This window comes from Candidatus Accumulibacter necessarius, from assembly GCF_036625085.1.
Genome location: NZ_JAZKUM010000002.1, coordinates 499,725 through 523,611, shown reverse-complemented (window position 1 = coordinate 523,611; position 23,887 = coordinate 499,725). Strand labels below are relative to the sequence as shown.

Here is a 23,887-nt window from a genome sequence, read left to right as displayed (position 1 = left end):
CGTCATCGTGATCCGGCAGGATGGACTGGTCGTTGATCGATCATCGGGATTCTGGGGAACACGATCGCTGGAGAAGCGCTCGCCGGCAGGGGATGCCAAGCGGTGCGAAGACTATAATCCAGCGCTGGTTCACCTTCAATTCACACTCGCCATGATCCTGACCCGTCGCTTCCCGAAATTCTCCGCGCCACTCGCATGGCTGTTGCTCGCAGTCTGTCTGTTCCTGGCCGGCACGGGCGCACCCGCCCTGGCGGCCGACGAAGCACGGCCGCCGGAGGCGACCCTGCATTACCACTTCCGGCCGATCGTCACTTTCCGCACGACCGTGGCCGGCGCAACACCCGAATACCGCGTGCGGCGGGCTCTGAGCCGGATCGATGCCCTGCCACCCGGCGCGATGAATCTGGCGATCGAGCAAACGCCGTTCACCGTCGAGGGCCGCCGCGGGATCAATCTGCACATTGGCGAGTCGGCTCTCTTCAACATCCTTGAAGGCGATCTCGACCCGGAGGAGAAGATCGCGCTCGAGGAGTTGGCCCGGCGCACTGCCGACGAACTGGGCACAGCCCTGCAGGCAGCCAGCGCGCAGCGGCGTCCGATGGTGTTGTTGAAGGGGGTCGGACTCTCGCTGCTGGCGACCGCGATCGCGCTGGTCCTTCTCTGGCTGATTCGTCGGGCAACCGCATGGATGGTCGGTCACTTTCAGCAGGCCATCGAGGCCCATCCCGAGTCGAGCGCCTTCCGCTGGGCGCGTCACGCCTGGTTGCTGGTGCAACGTGTCGCGCAACTGCTGATGGGTTTTCTCTGGTTGAGCGTCGCCTACCTCTGGCTGACCTTCGTGCTGGCGCGCTTTCCGCTCACCGAACCCCTGGGCGACCGCCTCAGCGACTTCCTTTTCGGCTTGCTCGATACCCTCGGCTCGGGCATCGTCAGCGCCATCCCGGCACTGACCACGGCCATCGTCATCCTGTTCATGACCAAGGCCTTCAACGACGCGATCGGCAATTTCTTCAAAGCCGCCCGCGCCGGGCGGGTACAGGTACCCGGGCTGCATCCGGAGACGGTAAACGCCACCCACCGGATCGTTACCATCATCGTCTGGGGACTCGGTATCGCCGTCGCCTACCCGTTCATTCCGATGTCCGACAGCGACGCCTTCAGGGGCCTGTCGGTGATGTTCGGCTTCATGCTGACGCTCGGCTCGGCGGGAATCGTCAACCAGTTGATGAGCGGTCTGGTACTGGTCTATTCACGAGCGCTTTCGGTCGGCGACTTCGTCGATCTCGGCGAGACCGTCGGCGTGGTCAGCGAGGTCGGCGCCCTGTCGACCAAGATCATCAACATGCGCAACGAGGAAGTGACGATTCCCAACGCGGTTCTTGTCGGCAGCCCGATCAAGAACTACTCCCGGCTGGCTGGCGCGCGCGGCACCCTGGTGTCCACCCAGGTGACCATCGGTTACGACACGCCGTGGCGCCAGGTGCATGCCATGCTGATCGCCGCTGCCGAGCAGACACCGGGCCTGCGGGCCATTCCGAAGCCCTTCGTTTACCAGCGCGGCCTGGGCGACTGGTACGTCGAATACGAACTCTTCGCACACATGGACAAACCACTCGAGCGGGTGCCGGTATTGTCGGCACTGCACGCCAACATTCAGGATCAGTTCAACACCTACGGGGTACAGATCATGTCGCCGCACTTCGTCATGCAGCCGGGCAACAACGTGGTTGTACCGCGCGAGCACTGGCACGCGCCACCGGCAGCTGCGGACGTAGCTCCGCCACAGGCCTGACCCCGGGGGATGGTCCGCCTGCCTCCCCAGTGCTGAGCGCCTGGTTTGATCGCCCGACCAACCGGAAATTCCGGATAGTCGGCACGAGCACTGACACCTTTTCATGTCTTCGTAGAAAGTCTCGATGATCAGCTTTGCCGTGACCGTCTTCCTTTCGGCGTTTCTGTTGTTTCAGATCCAGCCGATCATTGCCAAGATGATCCTGCCGTGGTTCGGCGGTTCTTCTTCGGTGTGGAGTACCTGCCTGGTCTTCTTCCAGGCCACCCTCCTGCTCGGCTATCTCTATGTTCACCTGCTGCACGAGTGGCTCCCGCCCCGCCGCCAGAACGTGGTCCATTGCGTGTTGCTGGCGTTGAGCCTGGCGACCCTGCCGGTGGTTGCCGATCCGGCATGGAAAGAAGCGGCATTCGAGCACCCGACCTGGAACGTGCTCGTCGTGCTGGCCCTGGCTGTCGGCATGCCCTACCTGCTGCTGTCGACCACCGGGCCGCTGATGCAGGCGTGGTATGCGCGCTCGTTCAATAGCATGGTGCCCTATCGGCTTTACGCCCTCTCGAACCTCGCATCCATGCTCGCGCTGCTGAGTTATCCGGTGCTCGTCGAACCCTTTTTTCCGGTACTCGAGCAAGCCTGGGCCTGGTCAGCGGCCTATGCGCTGTTCGTGCTGGCCTGTTTCGCCAGCGCCCGGCAGTCGTGGCAAGGGGTATCGAGCGAGCTTGAGCGGACGACCAGCAGCGCCGAGGCGACGCCACGGCCGCCATTGAGCGAGTGTCTGTTGTGGGTTGGCCTGGCGATGACCGCCTCGATCCTGCTGCTGGCGCTGACGCGGCATCTGACGCAGGACGTCGCGCCGGTCCCCTTCCTGTGGGTGTTGCCGCTGAGCATCTACCTGCTGAGCTTCATCCTCTGCTTCGATGCACCGCGCTACTACTACCGGCCCGGATTCCTCGTCGCGCTGCCGGTCGCCTTTCTCGCCCTCGACCGGGTGGTCGACGGGGTTGGCATGCCTGTGCCAGTACTCGTCACCCTGCTGTCGGTGTCCCTGTTCGTTTTCTGCATGGTCTGTCACGGTGAGCTGGTCAGGCGGCGACCGCCGGTTCGCCATCTGACCCTGTTCTACCTCATGCTCTCGATCGGCGGTGCTCTCGGCGGCAGCCTGGTCGGCCTGCTCGCCCCGGCGGTGTTCAATGCCTATTTCGAACTGCCGATCGGTCTCTTCCTCTGCGCCCTGCTGGTGGTCATCGTCCTCTGGCGCGAAGTCAAACCGGTCTGGCGCTGGCTGCTGGTTGTCGCCCTGCTCGCCTACGGCTACCGCCTGACGGGCATCTCGATCGACTACGTCGAGGATTACCGGCGGGTGTTGAGGAATTTCTACGGGCAACTGCGGGTCCACGATGTCGCCGACGAAAAGCTGGGCATCAAGCGCACGATACTGCACGGTCGCATCAATCACGGCGAGCAGTTCATCTCGGCAGATTATCGCCGGCGACCAACGGCTTACTATTGCGAGCAGTCAGGCATCGGCCAGGCCCTGCTCGGCCTCGCCAGCAACCCGCCGCGAAAGATCGGCGTGCTGGGTCTTGGCGCCGGCACGCTGGCCACCTATGGCCAGGCCGGGGACGAGATGCGGATGTATGAAATCAATGAACAGGTCCTCGACCTGGCGCGCAACGACTTCAGCTACCTGGGGGACAGCGCAGCGCGCATCGTGCCGGTACTCGGCGATGGCCGACTGATGCTCGAAAGCGAAGCGGTCCAGAACTTTGACCTGCTAGCAATCGACGCCTTCTCCGGTGACTCGATCCCGACACATCTGCTGACCATCGAAGCCATGCGGGCCTACCTGCGTCACCTCAAGAGCGACGGCGTTCTCGCCGTCCACATTACCAACCGCTATCTCGATTTACGACCGGTCGTGGCGGCAGCCGCGCAGCAGCTTGGCATGACCGCGCTGATCGTCGACCTCGATCCCGACGAAGGTGATGCCTTCTGCCGCCATTCGGTCTGGGCACTCATTGCCCAACCGGAGCCTGCGACCCGGCTGCTGAAGCAGATCAAGAAGGCCGAAAGGCTCGCTCCGCGCCCCGGCTTCGCGGTATGGACCGATGGCTTTTCGAATCTCCTGGGAATTTTGAAGTGAGCGCGACCGATTGATCTGTCATGCGTCTGCGGCAACCGATATAATGCCGTATCCGCGGAAGGTGCGACTGAGGCTGCGCGTACGGGAGTCCGGCAGTTCGGCAATGGCAGCCAGTGCAATCCTTCAGCGCCCATCGTAGAAACAAGGGGGTATCTCGGCATGCCGGGCAGCACGTTCAATGGCAAGCTGCAGCCACTCACGGTGATGGTGGTGGACGACCACCCTGCCCTGCGCGCCGGTCTGTGCAGCCTGATCGGCTCGGATCCCGCCCTGCGCGTATTGCAGCAAGCGGCCAGTGGCGAGGAGGCCCACGCCGCGTATCGCAGCCAACGTCCGGACGCCGTGGTCATGGATCTCAGCATGGAAGGCTTCGGCGGCATCGAAGCCATCCGGCGTATCCGTGAGATCGACCCGCGGGCAGCCATTCTGGTCTATAGCGTGCACAATTCCCAGGTACTGCTCGAGCGGGCGTTCGAGGCCGGCGCCCTTGGCTTTGTCACCAAGGGCAGCGACGTCGATGCCCTGTTACGGGGACTGAAGAAGGTGGCGAGTGGAGAGTCCTTCGTCAGCTCCGACATGGTGCCGGCGCTGCTGGAGCGCCACCGCCCGTCAGGCATATCCCAGTTCAACCAGCTGAGCCAGCGCGAGTTTCAGGTCTTCAAGCTGCTCAGCGAGGGCCACGCCCTGCCAGAGTGCGCGACCATCCTCAACTTGAGTCCCAAGACTGTCAGCAATCACTTCACCCAGATCAGGGCCAAGCTGGGTGTCTCCAGCCCTGCAGAAATGGCAAGGATGGCTATCCGGCAGGGTCTCATCGAACCCTGAGCGATCCGTCGACGCCTGTTCGCGGCGCAACTCCGTCGTTCGGGAGAAACACCCGCACACGGGTGCCACCGCCGCGTGGGCGGCTGATTTGCAGCGAGCCGCCCAGGCTCAGGACGCGTTCTCGCATCCCGAGCAAGCCGAAGCCGGCGTGCTGCGTGCCAACGTCGATGCCGATGCCGTCGTCGCGGACGACCAGGCGCAGGGTTTCGGTGTCCGGCCACTGCCATCTGGTGAGGATCAACCGGAGCCGGTGGGCGCTCGCATGACTAGCGACATTGCTCAGGCATTCCTGCACGATGCGATAGACGGCCACCCGTACCTGGTCCTCGTTGCACACCAGATCGCGATCCAGTGAGGCTCGCCACTCGATTTCCGGATGCTGTTGCCCCCAGACCTCAAGCAGGTTGCCCACCGCTTCGACGATACCGGCGGCGTCGAGGATGCTCGGATGCAAGCCCTCCATCAGGCGGTGCGACACCTCGTAGATGGCGCGCGCGGAATCCTCAATGGCCTGGGCGTTAGCCCTGACGCGTTCGCGATCTGACGCGCCATCGCGCTGCATGGCCCCGGCGAAGGCGCGGATGGCCGTCAGATGCTGCGACAGTTCGTCGTGCAGCTCGCGTGCCAGATCAGCCCGCTCGCGCTCCTGTACGGCAATCAGCTGTCGCACCAGGCGGGTGTTCTCGCCCAGCAGTGCCTGCAGCTCCTCCTCGGCCAGCTTGCGCTCGGTGATGTCCTGTACCGTGCCGACGATGCGCCGGGGGACTCCCTGCTCGCCATACTCGGTCTCACCGAGGCCGTGCATCCAGCGCACTGCGCCATCGCTCGGCCGCACGATCCGGTATTGCCTGTCGAACTTACCACCCTCGGCGCGCACCTGGCTGGCGTAGGCCAGCGCTGCCTGACGATCAGCCGGATGCAGCAAACGCCCCCAGCCCTCGGAGGTATGTTCATACGCCGGGCTGATGCCCATGATCCGATCCAGCATGGGGCTGCCAACCCAGTTCCCTGACGGCAGGTCGGTGATGTAGCTGCCGACCCTGCCGACCTCCTGCGCACGCTGCAAGGCCTGCTCGCTGCGCTTGATCGAGGTGACGTCCATGATCTCGACAAAGAAACCCTGCACCTCGCCGTCGACGACATCAGGAATGTAACGGGCCAGCGCATGGCGCACCGAACGCCCATCCGGTGACGGAATCGCACGCTCGAACTGCTGTGGCGCACCCCGCAGCACAGCCTCGATGTAGGGCAGGTTGAGCCGGTAACGTTCCTCGCCGATGACCTCGCGAATATGCTTGCCCGGCATCGTTGCCGGATCGACCCCGAACCAGTCGCGATAGGCATGGTTCGCAAAGCGGTTGCGCAGATTGCGATCCCAGTAGCCAATCATCGACGAAACGCTGTTCAGCACCGCCGTCAGCTGATGCTCGTGATCGCGCAGTTCGACGGCGCACTGATCGAGCGCACGCTCGACCACCTTGCGCGCGGTGACGTCCCGATGACCAACGACCATCCCTTTGACAGCTCCTGCCAACGGCGTGGCGTGCACTTCGAACCAGCGTTCGCAATCCGGCGAGTTGCAGGGATACTCAAGCGAAAACAGCGTCTGCCGTCCGGCGAGGATCTCTTCGCAGCCTTGCAGGGCCGCAGCGGCCAGTGCATCGGTCGCCGCTGCACGTCGCACCGCCGCCAGGTAGTCGATGCCGATGCCGGTCGCCAGCGCAGCGCTGCCGCCGTTGCTTTCAGCGAAGGCCCGCCAAACCTGGTTAACGCTGACGATGACGCCATGCTCGTCGAGCACGGCGATCGAATCGCAGGACGAGTCCATTACTGCGTTCATCTGGCCATTCCGGTTGCGAACCTCCCGGCGCCCCCGCAGGGGCCGCTGTCGCTGTCATCGCCAAGTGCCGACAGAGTGAGAGTGAACAGCAGGTGTCCAAGGTGTCTGGTAGGCGGCGGCGTCACAGGCGCATTATTGCGCAAACACCGGCAGCCAGCCACTGAATGGCGCGGAAAGTTCAGGCCGCCTGACAAACAGAGGGCGCTTCCACGTGACCTCGGCCGGGAAACTTTCCCACCGCCAGCGGGAGGTTTTCCGCTATCCACCGCGTTCGCGGCGCGACAGAATCGGCGCAGCGGGTTCCGCTGTACAGGGCGAATCGCAGTCCTCGGCAGGCAGGCATGCCCGTTCCATAACCAGGTACTGATTGCGCAGATGGCGTCGACGACGGCACATTGGCGGGCGCCATGCGCGGCTCAACAGGAAATCCGATCGCCTAAAGCCACCCGAGTGCTTGAATCGGGAAACCATGGAGAAAGACATGAAAGCTGACGCATCGAGATCGATCTGCCGGCTGTGCTGGTCCGCAGCAAAGCGACAGCAGCCTCCTCGCCGTGCCCGGCCCGACGAGAACGAAGCACGGCAACTGCTCCTGGAATGGCTGGACCACTCGATGGCACGGCCGAAACAGGGGGAGGTTGGCGACGCGCAGGGAGTGCCCGAAACGGGCGAGCAGGGGCAGGAGCCCCTGCCCTGGATGGCAGCAAATCACCGGCAATTTGCCGCCAGCGTGTTCACGCATGCCCGCGAGGGCATCATGATCACCGATGCTGCCAACACCATCGTCGCCGTGAACGAAGCGTTTACCCGCATTACCGGCTACAGCCGCGAAGAAGCCGTCGGCCGGCAGCCGCTCATGCTCCAGTCCGGTTGGCATCCGGATTGCCTCAGCGAGATGTCACTGGCACTCGTCGCCTCCGGGCACTGGTCCGGCGAAGTCTGGAAGCAGCGCAAGAACGGCGAGGTGTACGCGGAAATGCTGACCGTCACGGCTCTGCGCAATGCTGACGGAACGGTGCGGAACCATGTTGCCCTGTTGAGCGACATCACGCCCATGAAGGTACGTGAGCAACAGCTTGAACGCGCAGCCTACTACGATGGATTGACCAGCCTGCCCAACCGCCTGCTTCTGACCGACCGTCTGCGTCAGGCCCTGGCCCAGAACCAGCGGCGCGCCCGCTCCCTGGCGGTGGTCTATATTGACCTCGACGGCTTCAAGGTGGTCAACGACCTCCACGGGCATGATGTCGGCGACGCACTGCTGGTCGCCGTTGCGCAACGCATGAAAAAAGCCCTGCGGGAGGGTGACACCCTGGCCCGCATCGGCGGCGACGAGTTTGTTGCCGTGCTGGTCGATCTGGAATGGCCCGACGACGGGGAGCCGGTACTCGAACGCTTGTTGCAGGCCGCTGCGGAACCAGTAACGGCAGAGCACCAGATCTTGCAGGTTTCCTCCAGCATCGGCGTGGCGATCTATCCGCAGGACGGGAACGAGGTCGAGCTGCTTCTGCGCCATGCCGACCAGGCCATGTATCGGGCCAAACAGGCGGGCAAGAACCGTTGCTGCCTGTTCGAGGCCAGACAGGAGGCGGTGGTGACATCCCGGCGCGAGACCCGGCGCGAAAAACTGGAAGCGGTTCGCCGTGCCCTCGACCGACGCGAGTTCGTCCTGTACTACCAGCCCAAGGTGAACATGAAAACCGGCCAGGTCATTGGCGCCGAAGCGCTGATCCGCTGGCAGAACCCTGCACGAGGCCTGCTGCTACCCGCCGCCTTCCTGCCCATCATCGAGGACCAGGCGCTCAGCATCGAACTGGGCGAATGGGTAATCGCCACGGCGCTGACGCAGATGGCCGAATGGCGTAGTGCGGGGCTGAGCGTACCGGTCAGTGTGAACGTTGGCGCCTGCCAGCTGCAGCAGGACGACTTCGCGCAGCGCCTGTTCGCGTTGCTCGCCGTCCACCCCGATGTTGACCCCTGCTGCCTGGAGCTGGAGGTCCCCGAGACAAGCACGCTCGGCACCTTGGCACACATCTCCCGGCTCATGCATGCCTGCCACGCGATGCGCGTACGCTGGGCTCTGGACGGCTTCGGCAGCGGCTTCTACTCGTTCACCTCGCTCCGGGGCCTGCCAGTGGACTTGCTGAAGCTCGACCGGAGCCTTGTGCGCGACATCCTCAACGACCCGGATGGACTGGCCATCGTCGAAGCGGGAGTACGCCTGGCCAGGGCCTTTGGCCGTCAGGTGATCGCCGAAGGCGTCGAAACCGTCGCCCACGGTGAATTGTTGCTTCGGCTCGGCTGCGAGCTGGCGCAGGGCTACGGCATTGCCTGTCCGATGCCGGCCGCGGAGCTGCCCCGCTGGGTCGGCTCATGGCAGCCGGCAGCGGCCTGGACCGCGCGGCACGAACGCCTGTCCTACCACGATTCGGCGGTTTTGACCGCGGCAGGACATCAACACGGGGTACCTTCCTTCGAGACATGGGGTCACTCGCTCGTCTGCCGCGGCAGCGGTTCGCCCGTTATGGGCGGGAAAATTTCCCGCCCATAACGGGAGACTTTCCACTGGCCACCTTGTGACCTGCATAGCAGAATCCAGGCAGTTCATTGATATATGGAGGTATGATCATGTCAGGCAGGACAGCCAGCGCAACAGCAAACCGCTTTACCCTGACAACCCGTTCCGCGCGTCCAGCCTGGCTCGCAACGCAGCGCTCCATGGCCCTGACGGTGCCCGACAGGGATGCTGGTCCATTGCCGATGGTCACCCCGGCGCCTGCGGCGGTTCGCCCGGCGCGCCGTGCACATCCGGCGATTGCATTGCCAGCACCTGTCGACTCAACTTCAAGCCAGGCGGCAGCGGCACGGCGGCGGTCTTTCGCCTCCCCGGAGGCCTGCCGATGATCGACGCCCTGTTCGACCTTTTCGGCACATTCTATCAGGCAGGGAATTTCCTGCAGGCCGAACGGATTGCCCGCAATATCCTGCAGGCAATCCCCGATGATCTCGTATCGCTGCAGTTTATCGGTCTGGTTTACTACCGCACCGGGCGCCGCGAAGAGGCTATTGAGGCATTCAACGCGGCGGCATGCGGCGGCCTCGACGACGGCACTCACCTCCGCGTCGACAGCCGCCTGCGCGCCTCGGCCCAGTGCCTGCGCGCAGCACGTGTCCCCGGATCGGCCGTGGCTACCGCCTGGTATGACCTCGGGCTGGTCCTGCTCCGCCTGCGCCGTCATCAGCAGGCCATCAGCGCATTCCAGTCCGCGCTTTCAGGACGGCCTGATTTCCGGGCAGCGCAGCGTGCAATCGCTCGCCTGTCAGCATCTTCCTGTCGCCAGAGTTCCCCCAGCGCGAACCGTAAATTGCCTGCTGCCGGGAGAAGCCTCAGCGCAGACCATCCTTCCGGCCAGGGACGAAACGCGGCCCAGCCTTCCGGGCTCAGGCGGGCGGCGTTCGCAACACACTGACCGGATGGCACAACGGCAGAGGCCTGATCAAGGCGGCTTCGAGCCCTGGCGAATATTGACAAAGGAGTTTCGGATGGAGGAAAACAGGCGGCCGTACCCTGACGTCGAGGAGCGGACTCAAATCTTCTTATCGAGCGCTTGTGGGGGAGACATCGAGGCGATGCGGGCCCAGGTCATGGCCGGCTTTGACCTGAATGGCAAGGACCGCTTCGGCGACACGATCCTCGAGCGGGTCATCAACGACCTGGAGTTCTTCCCGACTACGCCCAAGTACGAAGTGATCCGCGAGATGTTGCGCCTTGGCGCTGATCCGCAAGGTCGCAGTGAGGATGGTTCAAGCCCACTTCTCATTGCCGTCCTGAACATGGACGCCGAGATGGTGCGCCTTCTATTGGATGCCGGCGCCGATCCCAATACAGTCGGAATGCGCGCCAGGGACGAGTTGCTATACGACTGGGCTGACTTCGTTTACCGGCACGAGGTCTGGAATGTCAAGCTGCCCGAGGAAGCGACAGTGGCAGACCGGGCCTCGATCGACGCCGGGCTCCGCTACCTTGACCGCCTGGCCGTGAAGTACGGCAGGCGGCGACCGGACCATCTGCGACTGTTACGCGAGCGCGGCGCACTGTCGATTTCCGAATGGCAGCAGAGCAGCGACGCAAGCAGTACGCGCGCCAGGCCGGGCCGGCGTTCGCCCAACCGTGTTGAGCTGCGCCGGGGACGCAGCCAAGGCAAGCCGCACAGCGTCACGAGTTCGGTAAGGCCGGCGTTGTCAGGAGAGGAATCGTTTGATTGACATCCTTTGAATCTCCCTCCGCCTGGCGTACAAGCAGGCCGCGCCTGTAACGTCTCGCCAGGTCGCATACGTTCGTCATGGTCGTCAGTGCTGATCGGGAAGACACGATGCCAGGCGAGTTCGGAGAACTGCCGTCGCACTACCGGCAAACAGGCATCAAATCAGTGGATTCGCGCGCTCCCTCTCTGTGTCGACACGCGTGCCGACCGCTCTTGGCGTACAGTTGAAGGTCGATGAACCTTGGGTTACACTCGCTCGCGGGTGGGGTATCCGTAGTCAACGACTTTCAATGGCACTCACAGGGAGGATGGTCAGATGGAACGTGTCGTCATCAAGCACCTTTCGGGCTCGAAAGCAAACCAGGAGGTCAGTTTTCCCCTCGACCAGGTGCAGGAGATCTCGCTCGGTCGAGACGCGGCATCGACCGTCGCCTACGACATGGAGCGCGACGATGCGGTCAGTCGCAACCATGCCAGAATCACTCGTGATCCTGCACAGAACACGGCCTTCATCCTCACCGACCTGGGCAGCCGCAACGGGGTCTTCGTCAACCAGTCGCGGATAACCGGCAGCACAGCGCTGCATCACGGCGACGTCGTTCAGCTGGGAGCCGGGGGCCCGGAATTCAGCTTCCAGATGGACCCGCCGCCTGCTCTGACGCCGAAGGCGACACGCCAGATTGATCTCAAGCAGGGAACACCCACCCGGGAGATTTCGCTGGGGACGGCGGCGAGCGCCGATGTACGGCCGCAACGCGTGGTACTCCGGCACATGACCGGCTCGAAAGCGAACCAGGAGGTGAGCTTCCCGGTTGCGCCGACAACCGAGATCACCTTCGGACGCGACCCTGCTGCCAGCGTCTCCTACGACGCCGAGCGCGACGATACGGTGAGCCGCAACCATGCGACGATCAAGCGCGATTCGCAGCAGAAGGGGTTTACGCTCGTCGACCTCAACAGTCGAAACGGCGTATTCGTCAACGGCGCGCGGATCCGCGACAGTCTCACACTGCACCATGGTGACCTCATTCAGTTCGGCGCTGGTGGGCCAGAGCTCACGTTCCAGCTCGATCCGCCGCCTGCCGACGCGCTGCGGGCAACGCGTCAGTTCGATCTGCGCGAGGCAGCGAAGACGCGGGAGGCGACGGTCGCCCCGGCCGCGGCTGCAAACACCGGCAGCGAGACAGCCGGTGCCTCGGCGATGACGCCCGGCGTGCGCGGAGTGGGCAAGGAGACGGTTGAACGGCTGATCACCGAGACCAAGGTGGAGTCGCGCAAGTCGATGGTCAACATCGTGGCAGGAGTGCTGGCGCTGGTAGCCGTCGTGGTCGGCGCTTTCATCTTCATCGGCCGCGAGACGGACAAAAAGATCGAGGCGACCAGTTCGCAGGTCCAGGCCGCAAAAACGCAATCGGAGGCGACCGCGTCGACAGTCAAGGCAATGCAGGATGTCATGACGCCGAAGGAAATTGCCGCGGCCTATTCAGGGTCGACGGTATACATCGAAGTGAGCTGGAAGCTGATAGATCTTACGTCGGGACAACCGCTGTATCACCAATCCTGGCAAGGCAAGCCGGCCTACGTGCGAACGCCGAAAGGTGACCTGGAGCCGATATTGACACCCCAGACGCAGAAGAACAGCGTGCCGATCGGCGGCAGCCACTCCGGCTCGGGATTCGCCGTGACCGAGAATGGCTTCATCCTGACCAATCGGCATGTCGCTGCCCCGTGGAAGACCGCCCATGTGCTACCGGCGGGCGTGCGGCTCGAATTCAACCAGAAGAAGGAACTGGTCGCCGTCGAGAAGGTTCCCGAGCACCGCTGGTATCCGGAACAAAGCGTCTGGTCGCAAACGCCCCTCGGTGAGCAGAAGCCGGTTGCCGGACGGCATGACCGGCTGGAGGTCACTTTCGCCAACAACAAGCTGCGCATCCCTGCCAAACTCGCCAGGGTCTCGGACGAGCACGACGTGGCCCTGATCAAGGTGGACACGCCGGCGGCGGTCAAACCCACGCCGCTGGCACCCGAGTCGGGCGGCGATGGTGGCGTCAAACCGGGCGACCCGATCACCGTACTCGGCTACCCGGGGGTGTCCCCCAAGGTTTTCTTTGCCGGCAAATCGAGGGACATGCTCGATCCGGGCGTGACCATCGTGGACATACCGGTACCGACCGTCACGCCAGGGGCGATCGGCAAGGTGATACGCGGCACGGTGACCCGGACTGGCGGTGCAACAGGTGATTACTACAGCGAGTCCGATTCCTATCAGCTGACTGCCAACGCCACCGGTCCGGGCAACAGCGGCGGTCCGGTTTTTGACGAACGCGGTCGGGTGGTCGGGATCTTTTATGCCGGTAACCCGACCATCACCTTTGCGGTACCCATCAAGTTCGCCAAGGATCTGATGGAAGTCAAGGCCGTGATCCAGTAAGCAATTGACTGCGCGAGCGCCGACGGCTCATGACGACTCTCGCCAACGCCGTGATCGGCGAGTACCGTCTACTCGAATCGCTCGGGGCAGGTGGCATGGGCGAGGTATACCGTGCGGTTCACTCGAGGATCGGGCGTGTTGTTGCCATCAAGATACTCTCGCGTGCCGAGCCCGGGCTGCGCCTCTCCGAGCGCTTCGTCAACGAGGCGCGAATCCAGGCCGGGCTGCATCATCCCAATATTGCCGAACTATATGATTTTGTCGAGTTTGAAGGGCGTCCGTGCATCATCATGGAGTATGTTGACGGCATCTCCCTCCATGATCGCATACAGCGTTCTCGTGGCGGCTTGCCGGGGGACGAAGCGGTCGCCGTCTTTCGTTCCGTGGTCGAGGCGATTGCCTATCTCCACGGGCGCGGCATTTTCCATCGGGACATCAAGTCCGCGAATATCAAGCTGGGTGCGAGTGGACAGGTCAAGCTGCTTGACTTTGGCATTGCCAAGGATCCCAGCAGCAGGCAGCTGACGATGGTCGGCGGCTGCGTCGGCACGATGGATTACCTGGCTCCCGAACAGATCAGGGGCAAGTCGGCGGATGCGCGGGCGGATGTCTGGTCGCTGGGCGTGCTGTTCTACGAGATGCTGACTGCGAACATGCCGTTCGCAGCCGACTCGGTGGGTGTACTCTGCGATCGCATCACCCGGGCAGAGTACCGCACCCCAACTCTGTCGTCGCCGCTATCGAGCGATCTCATGCGCATTGTCGGGCGCTGCCTGCGCCGCGATGCTGCCGAGCGCTATGCTGACGCCCGTGCACTGCTCGACGACCTCCCGACATCGGGTCGGTCACCGCCGGCCTGTACCCCGGTGGCGAGTCGGCCTCGAGCAGACTGGCAGTCGGCCTTGCCGGAAAACTGGCCTCTGCTTGGCGCCGGACTGCTGCTGGCCGGCGTGGTGCTGGCCGGGTTCGTCTGGAAGATGCGTCCGGCTCCCCCGACGGACTCCCCGCCCAGGACAAACGCCGAGCAAGCGCTCCCTGCCGAGCCCCAGGGCGCCTCGCTGAGACTGGTGCGGATCGGTACCATCGACGGCCCGGCAGATATCTACGAAGATGGAAAACTGCTTGGCACGACGGCGACCGTATTCGAAAAACGGTATCCGGTAGGCGCCCATGTTGCATTGATCCTCAAGCGAGAGGGGCATGAAGATGAACACGTGGAGTTCGAGGTTCGCCAGATCGGTAATGAGTTTCTGGCCTGGCAGCTCCGACCGACAGGGCGACAGTGAGCCGTCGATGACGGAGGCACCGGCGTATTACACTGTCGAGACCTGCATGGCCACGGACATCGGCTGCGTGCGAACCGGCAACCAGGACGCGATCGCTTTCGTTTCCCCCGGCAATCACGACGAACGTCATCGGCGAGGCGTGCTGGCGGTGGTGGCGGATGGCATGGGCGGGCATAACGGCGGCGAGGTGGCGAGCAGACTGGCGGTGGAGACGATCTGCCGTCAATACTTCGCCACGCCGGATGACGATCCTCAGCGGGCGATCGAAGGAGCGCTTCGCAAAGCCAATGCGGCGGTTTTTCGCGCGGCTGAGGCGAACGAGACGCTTATGGGGATGGGGACCACGGTCACGGTCCTGGTTCTGGTCGGGCAGCGGGTGTTGTTTGTGCATGTGGGTGACAGCCGCCTTTACCGGCTTTCTCATGGCCGGGTAACGCAACTGACCAGGGATGACTCGCTCGTGCAACAGATGGTGAGCGATGGGCTGATCACGGCTGAGCAGGCACGCCATCACCCGGAGCGCAGTGTGCTGCTGCGTTCCCTGGGCACCCGCCCCGATCTGATTGTCACCGCCCAGAGCAGCGACCGGCCGGATGTCGGCGACTGCTTCGTGCTCTGCTCCGATGGCCTGTACGACAGTATCGAGCCGAGCGAGATTGCCCAGGTGGTGGAATCCTCTGACCCCCAGACTGCCTGTCGGCGGCTGATCGAGCTTGCGCGCGAGCGGGACGGCAGCGACAACATTTCCGTCGGCGTCGTTGCCGTTCGACCCGCCAATGCAGGGGAGAAGCCGGTGCCGGTGACACGGGAGATGCTCGCTGGCCAGATGGAGGGCAAATGATGGGCAATCAGGTGATCGGTGATTTCGAACTTGTTGCCAAGATTGGCGAGGGCGGCATGGGCGAGGTCTTCAAGGGCCGCGACTCGATGCTGGAGCGAGATGTCGCGATCAAGTCACTGCGCCCGGAACTTGCTGCGCGCGCAGATATCCTCGAGCGGTTTCGAACTGAGGCCGTCGCTCTGGCTCGCCTCAACCATCCGAACATCGCTGGTGTCTATCGTTTCTTCCGCCACGGCGACCAGTACTACATGGTGATGGAATTTGTCGCCGGCGAAACGCTTGACCAGCTCGTCACCCGCCGCGGCGCGCTGCCGTGGCAGGAAGCCATACGCTACGGAATCGCGGCATTGAGCGGGCTTGAACACGCGCACCACGCCAGCGTCGTACACCGCGACATCAAGCCCGCAAACATGATGGTGGCAGTGGACGGATCGCTGAAGTTGATGGATTTCGGCATCGCGCGAATTCTCGAGAAGATGCGCCTGACACGCAGCGGGCACCTGATCGGGACGCTGGAGTACATGTCGCCTGAACAGGTTCAGGGCCGGGATGTCGACGCCCGCTCGGACCTTTACTCGCTGGCCGTCGTGCTTTTCGAACTGGTGACCGGGCGAGTCCCCTTCGCCGAGGGGACCGACTTTGAAATCATGAAAGCGCAGATCGAGGCGCCACCGCCACCGCTGCGCCAGCTCGTGGGTGACGTTCCGCCAGTGCTTGAGAATATCCTGTCGCGAGCGCTGGCGAAGGATCCCGCGCAACGCTACCCGGACGCCAGCGCGTTTCGCAGTGCGCTCGAAGGAGTGCTCGCCAACGCTGCGCCGGTGGGTGACGTGGCTCCCCGTGCCGTCCCAGCGACACGAATGATCACCCCGCCGAGCGGAACGGTCACCGCGACAAACGGCAGCGTTGTGCCGCCGGCGGCAGCAACGGAAGCCCTCGGCGCTTTGCCCGGACAGGCGATCTGGAAGAAATACCCAGGCGTCGTTGCGCTGGTTTGCGCGCTGCTGGTGCTCGGTGGTCTGGCCTGGTGGAGCGGTAGCAAGACTCCGGCCCCACCGGCAGAAGTGCGTGCCAGCCCGGCGCATCAGCCTCAGGCGAGCGTCCCGCCCGCGCCCCCGTCGCCCCGATCCGAACCTTCACCGGCCACTGCCCTCAGTGGGCCAGCGGTGGGCGATCCGATTCCACCGGCCAGCGCCCCCCTGTCGGTGCCGGCCGCGATCCCCTTGCCGCCCCCGGCGCCCGCGGCTCGCGAGCGAGTGACCGAGCGCGCCAGTTCTGTTTCGCAAGAAAAGGTGGCGGCAAAGTCACGAGCAAAGGCCGCACCTCCGCAACAGCCCAGTGTCCGCAACGACCCAAACCCGCCGGTGGTCAAGCGTGACGAGTCCGGTTCGGCGGGAGGATGGACCATACGAAAATGAACAGCGCTTCCGCAACCAACTCGCCATGGCGTACTCTGCTGGTCAGTTCCAGCGCCGTACTGCTCGCCGCCTGTGCCACTGGACAGGGCCTTGGCCCGGCTGACACTGTCCAGTCCTGGCTCTGGCGCATGGAAAAGGGGATGCGCAAGCCCGGTGAGAAGCTTGTCAGCCATCCCGACGTAGTCTGGAAGGAGCGCCAGTGCGCCAAGCTGCAACGTCCCTTCGTCGACATTGACTTGAACGAGGTACTACCACCGCGGGTCACCGCTGGCGACGAGTTCAGTCACCGCATGGTCTATTCGATGTGTCCCCTGCGCACAGGAGAAGTGGTGATCGGTGACCTTTCCCGCCGCATCACGTTGAAGGGTAATACAGTCTTCGAGGACGTTTCACGTCGTTTCGAGCTGAAGCCCGGCAAGTGGCAGCTGGACGCGTTCATCGGCATCCCGGCTGCGGCACCCCCCGGTGTCTATGCAGTGGAAGTCGCCTTTTCAGGTGGCACGGTGCAGTTTCAGCGCAGCGCGAGTCTGGTGGTCATCAATCAGAAATGATCAGGCTTTCGGGTGAGGGCCCGCTGATCTAAACGGAGCACTTCTGCCTGCGACTACTGGAGCGCCAGTTGCCGGCCGCTGAGCCAGGTGCCCTGCACCTTTCCGCCATTGATCCAGTTGCGACAGAGGCCCCGGCCGAACTGCGCATCCCAGGTGCAGCCCGCGCTGCGGGGCAATTCGGTGTCGGCATGGCGCCAGCGGTCTGCCGCCCAGTTGTGTGAAGGCTTGCAGCAGAGTTTCAGCGACGCTGTCAGCGCCGATCACGGCAAGCTGTGAGTTGGCTTGCCGAGCCCGTGAAGCCGCCGGGAGAGTGGCCTCCACAGTTAGTCCTGCTGCGCCGGAAACGTTCGCTTGCGCGTCTATTTGTCCTGGACACACATCGCTCGCAGGGGTGGCATCACAGACGTGCTGACGCGATCGAAAACCTGAATAGGCCATACCCGCTCATCGGCTTCGGCAGATGCCAGAAAAGCACGAACATGAGGCAGGAACGAGGCTTTCCACGCAAGCCGAAAAGACCGCGACGCGCTTGCCAGGCTTTTTTCGGTACCGGCGCTTGATCTGCGAAACGATTGCTCATACGTGATTGTCTATAACAGAGCGTACGTCTCACATTCCAGGCGTGCTGTCAATTATGCCCACAAGCAGTGAGACAGGAGAGGTCATGGAAAAGGTAGCTCTGATCACCGGCGCGGCCGGAGGTCTCGGCCGATCGGTCGCCAAGCGGTTGGCCGAAACCGGCTGGCAACTCATCGTGGTCAGCCGGTACAGTGATCGGCTGGCCCACGTCTACGGTGACGACCACCTGCAGGTGACAGCCGACTGCTCGACCGTTGCCGGAGCACGGCAGATCATCGAAATCGCCAAAGCGCATGAACTGCTACCCAGCGCGCTCGCCCATTGCGTCGGCAACATCCGCCTCGGCGCTCTGCATCGCATGCCGGAGGCCGACTTCAGCGAGTGCCTGAGCGCCAACCTGATCAGCGCCTTCCACACCCTGGCCGCCTTTGTCGCAGGCCTGCGCGAAGCTCGCTGCGGCGGCGCTGCAGTACTGGTATCGTCGGCCGCCGCGCGCATCGGCACCCCCAACCACGAGGCCGTGGCGGCTGCCAAGGCCGGCGTCGAAGGGCTGGTGCGCGGTGCCGCTGCCACCTATGCGGCCGCCGGGATCCGGGTCAACGCCGTCGCCCCCGGCATCATGGAGACGCCTGCCGCGGCTGCCATCCTCGCCACGGCCAGCGGCCGGGAAGCGGCGGCACGCCAGTATCCGCTGCCCGGCATCGGCTCGCCTGATGAACTGGCGGAACTGATCGTCTGGCTGCTCTCACAGCACGCCGCCCGTGTGACCAGCCAGGTGTGGTCAATCGACGGCGGCTTCTCCTCGATTCGGCCCCTGATCAAATGAACGTAATCAGTTAGCGCTTGTCAGTCCCGCAGGATAAGCATCGCCTGTTGGCGAAAGGAAGGAGTGAAAATGAACCTCTTCAATAGATTGCCCGGTTTCGTGGAAACCCCGCCCGGGCTCGAACGGACCATTCTCCGCCTGCTGCCGCGCTTGTTGCTGCTCGGCACGCTGCTGATGGCCGTACCGCCGCTGCTCGCCCGACTGGTGTTCTGGGACAGTGCCACAGCCGAAGTCGCCGCGAGCATTACCCTGGTGGACATCTATGCGATCAGTGTCCTCGTCCTGCACTGGACGGTGGTGTTCACCGTGGGGATCGGTGCCTTCATCGTGATGGTGATGAAAGGGCCGGCTTACGTCGCAGATGCTTATGCACTCGACGATGCGGACACCCCGGCAGCGCCAGCGTCGCGAACGAAGTAGGCGTGGGCGTGCGCCCTGCTTGCTGCGCCCGTCAGTCCTGATGCCTGTCGGCGTCAGTCCGCCGAACGAGGAATTACATATACTGTCCCCAGAATTGCGAAGTGCCTATGCCAGTTCGACGCGACCGATACCCAGGCGGTCTGTCGCTTCGCATAGCCGACGATCAAGGCTGGCCAGCCGGGCGTTCAGACGGCGGATAACAGCCAGGTGCAACGCGTCTCCGGCTCGCAGCGCAACGGGCGTGTCAATGAGAACGGCCGCGGTGCGAAAATCTCCCGGCTCGATCTCCACCAACCCGAGTTTGGCCGAGACGAAACGTTGAAAGGTGGCCAGCGCCGTTCGGCGTGTGACGGCATCGACCACACCGGTTCGCTCTTTAATGCCGCCAACGCTGGCCATTTCGGTCAAGGTCCAGGCGGAGATCATCAGCCTCTGCTGCCGCATGTGCTCGATCCGCGCAACGAGCTCGACGGCGTTGGCTTCGCGGAAGAAGATCGCCGCCAATAGTGAGGTGTCGAGATAGATCACAGCAGATCCTGCTCGCGCATCTCGGCTACGGTCAGCCCACCGGCTGGAGGCGCTGCAGCAACCCATTCATGCAGGTCAGACCACTCGAAAGTGGTCGCTTGCGGCTCGGCAACCAGACGGGCGACGGGCTTTCCCCGGCGAGTGATGACGATCTCCCCCCCGGCCGCGATCTCCGCCAGCAGCGCCGACAAATGCGACTTGGTGTCGGCAATCGTCGCCGTTTTCATGATGCGAATCCTTTCAAGTGGTCAACTAAAGTCCTATTTTTGCGCTTGTTGGTCATTTTGTAAATGCCTGAGCCCAACGTCTCTTTTCCGCTGAAGGTGCCGAGTACATTGTTCAGTGGCGTGTCAAGGGACCGGCGCTTGTTGGCCGGGACTGTCGTTCCATCCAGCGAGACGCCGCCTATTCTTCTGCTCATTCCGCTGACAGCAACCTTGCTTGCGCGAGCACTTTCTTTACCGACGCCTCCTGCAAGACGGGCGGATAGCCGTACTTGTTCCGGACGCGTGATGGCGCAACGCGTCCAGGCAATTACACGGCCCCTGTCAGCCAGCGGTCGCGCACCTGATCGCGGTGGCGGGCGAACCAGAAGAGCGCGAGCAGTGGCCAGGTCGAGTCGGTCCGCCCCTCCTCCGCCAGCTTGACCGCCTGTTCGGCGGCCAGGCAGACGACGCGGATATCCTCGCCTTCGTCGGGCAGGCCGTGAATCCCGCCAGCACTGGCGCTGTCCACTCGACCCAGGTAAAGATGGGTGCGCTGCGAGGTCTTCGCCGGGCTGGTGTAGAAGGTGCTGATCGGCAGCAGATCGGTCACCGTGCAACCGGCCTCCTCCATGGCCTCTCGCCGCGCCACCTGCTCCGGGGTCTCGCCGGGTTCGATCAGGCCGGCGACGATCTCCAGCAGCCATGGCCCGCGCGGGTCGTCGCGGGCACCGATGCGAAACTGCTCGATCATCACCACTTCGTCACGCCCGGGGTCATAAAGCAGCACCGCTGCGACGTCTCCCTTCTCGATCACCTCGCGCACGATCGGTGGGCTCATGTCGCCGGCGAACAAGCGGTGACGCAAGCGCAATCTCTCCAGCCGATAGAAGCCCTGGTAGCACACCTCGCGATCGAGGATCTCGACATCTTTTTTGCTCATGCGCATCTCCTTCCGGTCGCGTGTTCAGTGTAGCCCCGGGGCATTTTCTCGGCCGGGACTGGTCTCTCAGCGGCCTGTCCGGCAACCCGCTCTAGCTGCTCGGTCCGAGCGCCGAGGTGTTCATTCTGACAGCGTTTGAAAATGTCGCACGACAGCGCCTCGGCGGAATGTAAAATTCGGCATGACATTGAACGTAGCGAACGAGGCCGATCCGCCGACCGCAGTGACTGAGCCTCGCCTCTGGATCAACAAGGGCTGGCGGGCCCGCGTCGTCAAGAACGAAGACGACGACGGATGGGCCGTGGAGATGATCAAGGACGGCGAATCAGAACCTGCGCTGGTCGGCCCCTGGACGATGGGCCGTGACAAGAAGAACCCGAAGCCGCTGGACGCAGCCGCCTTCAACACACTGGTCAAGACCGCCGCGGAGGTCCGGCGGCGTCACGAACAGCAGTTGTATGCGACGCACCACAAGACGCTCAGCGTGAACGGGCAGTCGGGTCGGATCAAGGTGACCTTCGACATCGTGGCCGACGAAGACGATCCCCACGCTCTCCTGACAGCCTACGATGGCAATGGCGAAGCACTGGCCCGGGTGCGCGTCGATGCGGGATTCAGGTTCAGCGCCTCCACTGTCAACGCCTGGATCAGCGATGACTACCGGCAACCTGGCGGATCATCGACTCGCGACGCCTGGTAAGCCTGCCCGAAATCCTTCGGGCTCTTGAACGGGTGACTTCTCGATCATGAACCAGGCAATCGACTCGACCACCATCGCCATGACCGAACGTGCCCTCGCACGCGCGCACGCGCTGACCAGCGCTTTTCTGGCGTCGCTGCCGGAGCGCCCGGTCAGTCATGTTCCATCGCCCGAGGAGATGGCGGCGGCGCTCGACGAAGCGCTGCCGGAGACCGGCAGCGATCCAGCCGGCGTCCTTGATGACTGGTTCACTCGCGCCGAACGCGGGATTACCGCATCGCCGGGACCCCGCTTCTTCGGCTTCGTCACCGGCGGCGTCACGCCGGCCGCCCTCGCCGGGGATTGGCTGGCATCGGCAATTGACCAGAACGCGGGGCTGTGGGCAAGCAGTCCGGCGGCGGCGCAGACCGAACTGGTCGTCCTGCGCTGGCTGAAGGAGCTCTTCGGACTGCCGACGGCATGGTCCGGCGCCCTGACCAGCGGCGCAACGATGGCCAATCTCGTCGGCCTGATTGCAGCGCGGCAGTGGGCCGGCCGACGACTAGGCTTCGACGCGTCGGCTGATGGTCTGGCCGGTCATCCGGCGATCCTGGTGGCGTCAAGCACCGAGATCCACCTCAGCGCCCTCAAGTGTCTGGGCACACTCGGCTTTGGCCGCAATCAGGTACGCAAGGCTCCGGCGCCGGGTGGCTCGGTTGACGTTGCGGCACTGGCGCGACTGCTGCGAGAGATCCCGGGACCGGTGATCATTGTGGGCAACGCCGGCGAGGTAAACAGCGGGCACTTCGACGACCTGGCGTCGCTGGCCGATCTGCGTGATTCCCATCCAGGCGGCGCCTGGCTGCATGTGGATGCTGCGTTCGGTCTCTTCGCCTCGGTGTCACCCCGGCTGGCGCATCTGAATCGCGGCATCGAACGGGCCGACTCGGTCGCGTCGGACGCGCACAAGTGGCTGAACGTACCCTACGACAGCGGTTTCGCCTTCGTTCGCGACGGCACCATCCTGCGCGAGGCATTTGCTGCCGGCGGCGCCTACGTCCTCGGCAGCGCCGGCTGGGATCCCTACACCCACGTACCGGAGATGTCTCGTCGCTTTCGCGGGCTCGCCGCCTGGTGCACGCTCAAGGCCTTCGGCCGGGAGGGTTATCGAACGATCGTCGAGCGCTGCACCGACAACGCTGCCACCTTTGCCCGCTGGATCGAGGTGACACCCGGCCTCGAGTTGATGAACCCGGCACCGCTCAACATCGTCTGCTTTCGCGTTGTTCGCAAGGGCTTGGACGACGCTGCGACCGACGCACTGAACCGCATGGTGGTTGGCGCAATCCAGGCCGATGGCCGCGCCTTCGTGACCGGAACGATCTGGAATGGCCGCGCCGCCATCCGCGCCGCATTCGACAACTGGCAAACCACGCCCGACGACGTTGGCCGATTGCAGGCCGCCGTCGAGCACATCAGCGGCCTGGAGTGATCCTTTGACCGACAGCACGCCAGCTTGCTGCCTTTGCGCCGGGACCGGCAGCCGCGCAGGCCAGGCCGGCTGATGCGCTGGCTGGCCGTGGTACTGGTGCTGGCGCTCGCTGCGTGCACCACCCGACTGAGCCGGGATGGCCGCACGGAAACGACTTTCGACCTCAAGTACCTGGCCAAATCCGATGTGGACCGCATTGCCGATACCAATCGCGCCGAGGTGGTTGACGGCTTGCTACTGATTGCTGACAAGCTCTACAAGCGTAATCCGAACGAGTGGAAGAAGGCCGGCCTGGCCAGCCGCGAGCGGGCGCTGGAGGGGCTGCGGAGCCGGCGCAGCCCGCCAGAACTGGGCGATCGGCGTGAAGGGACGGCAGCGGCGTTGGCTTTCAGCGAGACCTACACTGGCGATCGTGTCGCAGCGTTGATCTTCGGCTTGCTGACGATGGTTGACGCCGCCTTTGAGCACAAGGAAGAGTTCTACGTTCTCGACAGCCTCGACGAAAGAAAACTCTTCAACTGCGCCAGGAACATGGATATTGCGGTCTGGAAGCTTGGCCACGACCGCAACGCCGCCGGCGAGCTCTATCTATTTTCCAACGAGCTCGACCCGGAGAATCGCAATCTTTCCTTCGAGCGCCAATTTGGCCGGCTGATGGGCCTGCTCGACTTCATGGCGGTGGTCGTCGCCGATCGTAACGGTCGCGGGGCCTCACGGCTGGCCCATGCGGTGGCCACCAGCGTCTTTCTGCCGGTCAGCGTTCTCAAGTGAACGGCTTGCGCTGGACCATCGAACGTTTCCTGACATCCCCCAGGGCGGATTCGGCGC

At 63.7% G+C, this 23,887-nt stretch carries 20 protein-coding genes; 16 read left to right on the top strand and 4 right to left on the bottom strand.

Annotated features, from left to right (window positions below; genetic code table 11):
• Positions 1-7: 7 nt before the first annotated feature.
• The 3 genes from V5B44_RS06700 (at position 8) to V5B44_RS06690 (ending at position 4,757) form a co-directional block, all read left to right on the top strand.
• Positions 8-1,792: a mechanosensitive ion channel family protein gene (locus V5B44_RS06700; protein WP_332358311.1), complete on the top strand. Its 1,785-nt coding sequence runs from the start codon at positions 8-10 to the stop codon at positions 1,790-1,792.
• Positions 1,793-1,916: 124 nt separating this feature from the next.
• On the top strand, positions 1,917-3,932 hold the full coding sequence (locus tag V5B44_RS06695; protein WP_332358310.1) for a fused MFS/spermidine synthase: 2,016 nt from the start codon (positions 1,917-1,919) through the stop codon (positions 3,930-3,932).
• Positions 3,933-4,091: 159 nt separating this feature from the next.
• Entirely contained in the window at positions 4,092-4,757 is a 666-nt protein-coding gene (locus V5B44_RS06690; protein WP_332358309.1) for a response regulator transcription factor, read from the top strand.
• Here V5B44_RS06690 and V5B44_RS06685 read toward each other — a convergent pair.
• On the bottom strand, positions 4,744-6,597 hold the full coding sequence (locus V5B44_RS06685; RefSeq protein WP_332358308.1) for a PAS domain S-box protein: 1,854 nt from the start codon (positions 6,595-6,597) through the stop codon (positions 4,744-4,746). The two genes, V5B44_RS06690 and V5B44_RS06685, sit on opposite strands and share 14 nt — an antisense overlap.
• Positions 6,598-7,078: 481 nt before the next feature.
• Between V5B44_RS06685 and V5B44_RS06680 the strand changes: the two genes are divergently transcribed.
• From V5B44_RS06680 to V5B44_RS06635, 10 genes are all read left to right on the top strand, one after another.
• The gene (locus V5B44_RS06680) at positions 7,079-9,148 is read left to right on the top strand and encodes a putative bifunctional diguanylate cyclase/phosphodiesterase (protein WP_332358307.1); all 2,070 of its coding nucleotides are present in this window, start codon (positions 7,079-7,081) and stop codon (positions 9,146-9,148) included.
• Positions 9,149-9,497: 349 nt separating this feature from the next.
• A complete protein-coding gene (locus tag V5B44_RS06675; protein ID WP_332358306.1) occupies positions 9,498-10,067 on the top strand; it encodes a tetratricopeptide repeat protein in 570 nt (189 codons plus the stop codon).
• A gap of 160 nt (positions 10,068-10,227) precedes the next feature.
• Entirely contained in the window at positions 10,228-10,863 is a 636-nt protein-coding gene (locus V5B44_RS06670) for an ankyrin repeat domain-containing protein (protein ID WP_332358305.1), read from the top strand.
• A 315-nt stretch (positions 10,864-11,178) separates the two neighbouring features.
• Positions 11,179-13,293, top strand: a complete 2,115-nt coding sequence (locus tag V5B44_RS06665; RefSeq protein ID WP_332358304.1) for an FHA domain-containing protein — start codon at positions 11,179-11,181, stop codon at positions 13,291-13,293.
• 29 nt (positions 13,294-13,322) lie between these two features.
• Complete coding sequence (locus V5B44_RS06660; protein WP_332358303.1) at positions 13,323-14,579, top strand: serine/threonine-protein kinase; 1,257 nt, start codon at positions 13,323-13,325, stop codon at positions 14,577-14,579.
• Positions 14,580-14,586: 7 nt separating this feature from the next.
• The gene (locus V5B44_RS06655; RefSeq protein WP_332358302.1) at positions 14,587-15,420 is read left to right on the top strand and encodes a Stp1/IreP family PP2C-type Ser/Thr phosphatase; all 834 of its coding nucleotides are present in this window, start codon (positions 14,587-14,589) and stop codon (positions 15,418-15,420) included.
• Positions 15,417-16,838 carry a serine/threonine-protein kinase gene (locus V5B44_RS06650; RefSeq protein ID WP_332358301.1) on the top strand — a complete coding sequence of 474 codons (1,422 nt, stop codon included), beginning with the start codon at positions 15,417-15,419 and terminating at the stop codon, positions 16,836-16,838. The genes V5B44_RS06655 and V5B44_RS06650 overlap by 4 nt, the downstream gene beginning before the upstream one ends.
• Positions 16,835-17,389: a hypothetical protein gene (locus V5B44_RS06645; protein WP_332358300.1), complete on the top strand. Its 555-nt coding sequence runs from the start codon at positions 16,835-16,837 to the stop codon at positions 17,387-17,389. Before V5B44_RS06650 ends, V5B44_RS06645 begins: the two co-directional genes overlap by 4 nt.
• Before the next feature lie 664 nt (positions 17,390-18,053).
• On the top strand, positions 18,054-18,794 hold the full coding sequence (locus V5B44_RS06640; protein WP_332358299.1) for an SDR family NAD(P)-dependent oxidoreductase: 741 nt from the start codon (positions 18,054-18,056) through the stop codon (positions 18,792-18,794).
• A 69-nt stretch (positions 18,795-18,863) separates the two neighbouring features.
• Positions 18,864-19,214, top strand: a complete 351-nt coding sequence (locus V5B44_RS06635; protein WP_332358298.1) for a hypothetical protein — start codon at positions 18,864-18,866, stop codon at positions 19,212-19,214.
• Positions 19,215-19,319: 105 nt separating this feature from the next.
• Here the strand turns inward: V5B44_RS06635 and V5B44_RS06630 are convergent, their stop codons facing one another.
• From V5B44_RS06630 to V5B44_RS06620, 3 genes are all read right to left on the bottom strand, one after another.
• Complete coding sequence (locus V5B44_RS06630; protein ID WP_332358297.1) at positions 19,320-19,742, bottom strand: type II toxin-antitoxin system VapC family toxin; 423 nt, start codon at positions 19,740-19,742, stop codon at positions 19,320-19,322.
• Positions 19,739-19,969, bottom strand: a complete 231-nt coding sequence (locus V5B44_RS06625; protein WP_332358296.1) for a type II toxin-antitoxin system Phd/YefM family antitoxin — start codon at positions 19,967-19,969, stop codon at positions 19,739-19,741. The genes V5B44_RS06630 and V5B44_RS06625 overlap by 4 nt, the downstream gene beginning before the upstream one ends.
• Before the next feature lie 307 nt (positions 19,970-20,276).
• Positions 20,277-20,888 (bottom strand): NUDIX domain-containing protein, encoded by a 612-nt coding sequence (locus V5B44_RS06620; protein ID WP_332358295.1) that lies wholly within the window; start codon positions 20,886-20,888, stop codon positions 20,277-20,279.
• Positions 20,889-21,069: 181 nt separating this feature from the next.
• Here V5B44_RS06620 and V5B44_RS06615 point away from each other — a divergent pair, with 181 nt between their 5' ends.
• From V5B44_RS06615 to V5B44_RS06605, 3 genes are all read left to right on the top strand, one after another.
• Positions 21,070-21,588, top strand: coding sequence for a hypothetical protein (locus tag V5B44_RS06615; protein ID WP_332358294.1), 519 nt, complete (start codon positions 21,070-21,072; stop codon positions 21,586-21,588).
• A gap of 46 nt (positions 21,589-21,634) precedes the next feature.
• Positions 21,635-23,059, top strand: coding sequence for a pyridoxal phosphate-dependent decarboxylase family protein (locus V5B44_RS06610; RefSeq protein ID WP_332358293.1), 1,425 nt, complete (start codon positions 21,635-21,637; stop codon positions 23,057-23,059).
• 72 nt (positions 23,060-23,131) lie between these two features.
• Positions 23,132-23,830 (top strand): hypothetical protein, encoded by a 699-nt coding sequence (locus tag V5B44_RS06605; RefSeq protein WP_332358292.1) that lies wholly within the window; start codon positions 23,132-23,134, stop codon positions 23,828-23,830.
• The last annotated feature ends 57 nt before the right edge of the window (positions 23,831-23,887 follow it).

Excerpts from the sequence above, each read along its gene's own strand:
- V5B44_RS06695 (WP_332358310.1), top strand. The coding sequence starts at position 1,917 with ATGATCAGCTTTGCCGTGACCGTCTTCCTTTCGGCGTTTCTGTTGTTT.
- V5B44_RS06690 (WP_332358309.1), top strand. The coding sequence starts at position 4,092 with ATGCCGGGCAGCACGTTCAATGGCAAGCTGCAGCCACTCACGGTGATG.
- V5B44_RS06655 (WP_332358302.1), top strand. The coding sequence starts at position 14,587 with ATGACGGAGGCACCGGCGTATTACACTGTCGAGACCTGCATGGCCACG.
- V5B44_RS06610 (WP_332358293.1), top strand. The coding sequence starts at position 21,635 with ATGAACCAGGCAATCGACTCGACCACCATCGCCATGACCGAACGTGCC.
- V5B44_RS06615 (WP_332358294.1), top strand. The coding sequence starts at position 21,070 with ATGACATTGAACGTAGCGAACGAGGCCGATCCGCCGACCGCAGTGACT.
- V5B44_RS06605 (WP_332358292.1), top strand. The coding sequence starts at position 23,132 with ATGCGCTGGCTGGCCGTGGTACTGGTGCTGGCGCTCGCTGCGTGCACC.
- V5B44_RS06670 (WP_332358305.1), top strand. The coding sequence starts at position 10,228 with ATGCGGGCCCAGGTCATGGCCGGCTTTGACCTGAATGGCAAGGACCGC.
- V5B44_RS06645 (WP_332358300.1), top strand. The coding sequence starts at position 16,835 with ATGAACAGCGCTTCCGCAACCAACTCGCCATGGCGTACTCTGCTGGTC.
- V5B44_RS06665 (WP_332358304.1), top strand. The coding sequence starts at position 11,179 with ATGGAACGTGTCGTCATCAAGCACCTTTCGGGCTCGAAAGCAAACCAG.
- V5B44_RS06680 (WP_332358307.1), top strand. The coding sequence starts at position 7,079 with ATGAAAGCTGACGCATCGAGATCGATCTGCCGGCTGTGCTGGTCCGCA.
- V5B44_RS06685 (WP_332358308.1), bottom strand. The coding sequence starts at position 6,597 with ATGAACGCAGTAATGGACTCGTCCTGCGATTCGATCGCCGTGCTCGAC.
- V5B44_RS06660 (WP_332358303.1), top strand. The coding sequence starts at position 13,323 with ATGACGACTCTCGCCAACGCCGTGATCGGCGAGTACCGTCTACTCGAA.
- V5B44_RS06635 (WP_332358298.1), top strand. The coding sequence starts at position 18,864 with ATGAACCTCTTCAATAGATTGCCCGGTTTCGTGGAAACCCCGCCCGGG.
- V5B44_RS06640 (WP_332358299.1), top strand. The coding sequence starts at position 18,054 with ATGGAAAAGGTAGCTCTGATCACCGGCGCGGCCGGAGGTCTCGGCCGA.
- V5B44_RS06625 (WP_332358296.1), bottom strand. The coding sequence starts at position 19,969 with ATGAAAACGGCGACGATTGCCGACACCAAGTCGCATTTGTCGGCGCTG.
- V5B44_RS06675 (WP_332358306.1), top strand. The coding sequence starts at position 9,498 with ATGATCGACGCCCTGTTCGACCTTTTCGGCACATTCTATCAGGCAGGG.
- V5B44_RS06620 (WP_332358295.1), bottom strand. The coding sequence starts at position 20,888 with ATGAGCAAAAAAGATGTCGAGATCCTCGATCGCGAGGTGTGCTACCAG.
- V5B44_RS06650 (WP_332358301.1), top strand. The coding sequence starts at position 15,417 with ATGATGGGCAATCAGGTGATCGGTGATTTCGAACTTGTTGCCAAGATT.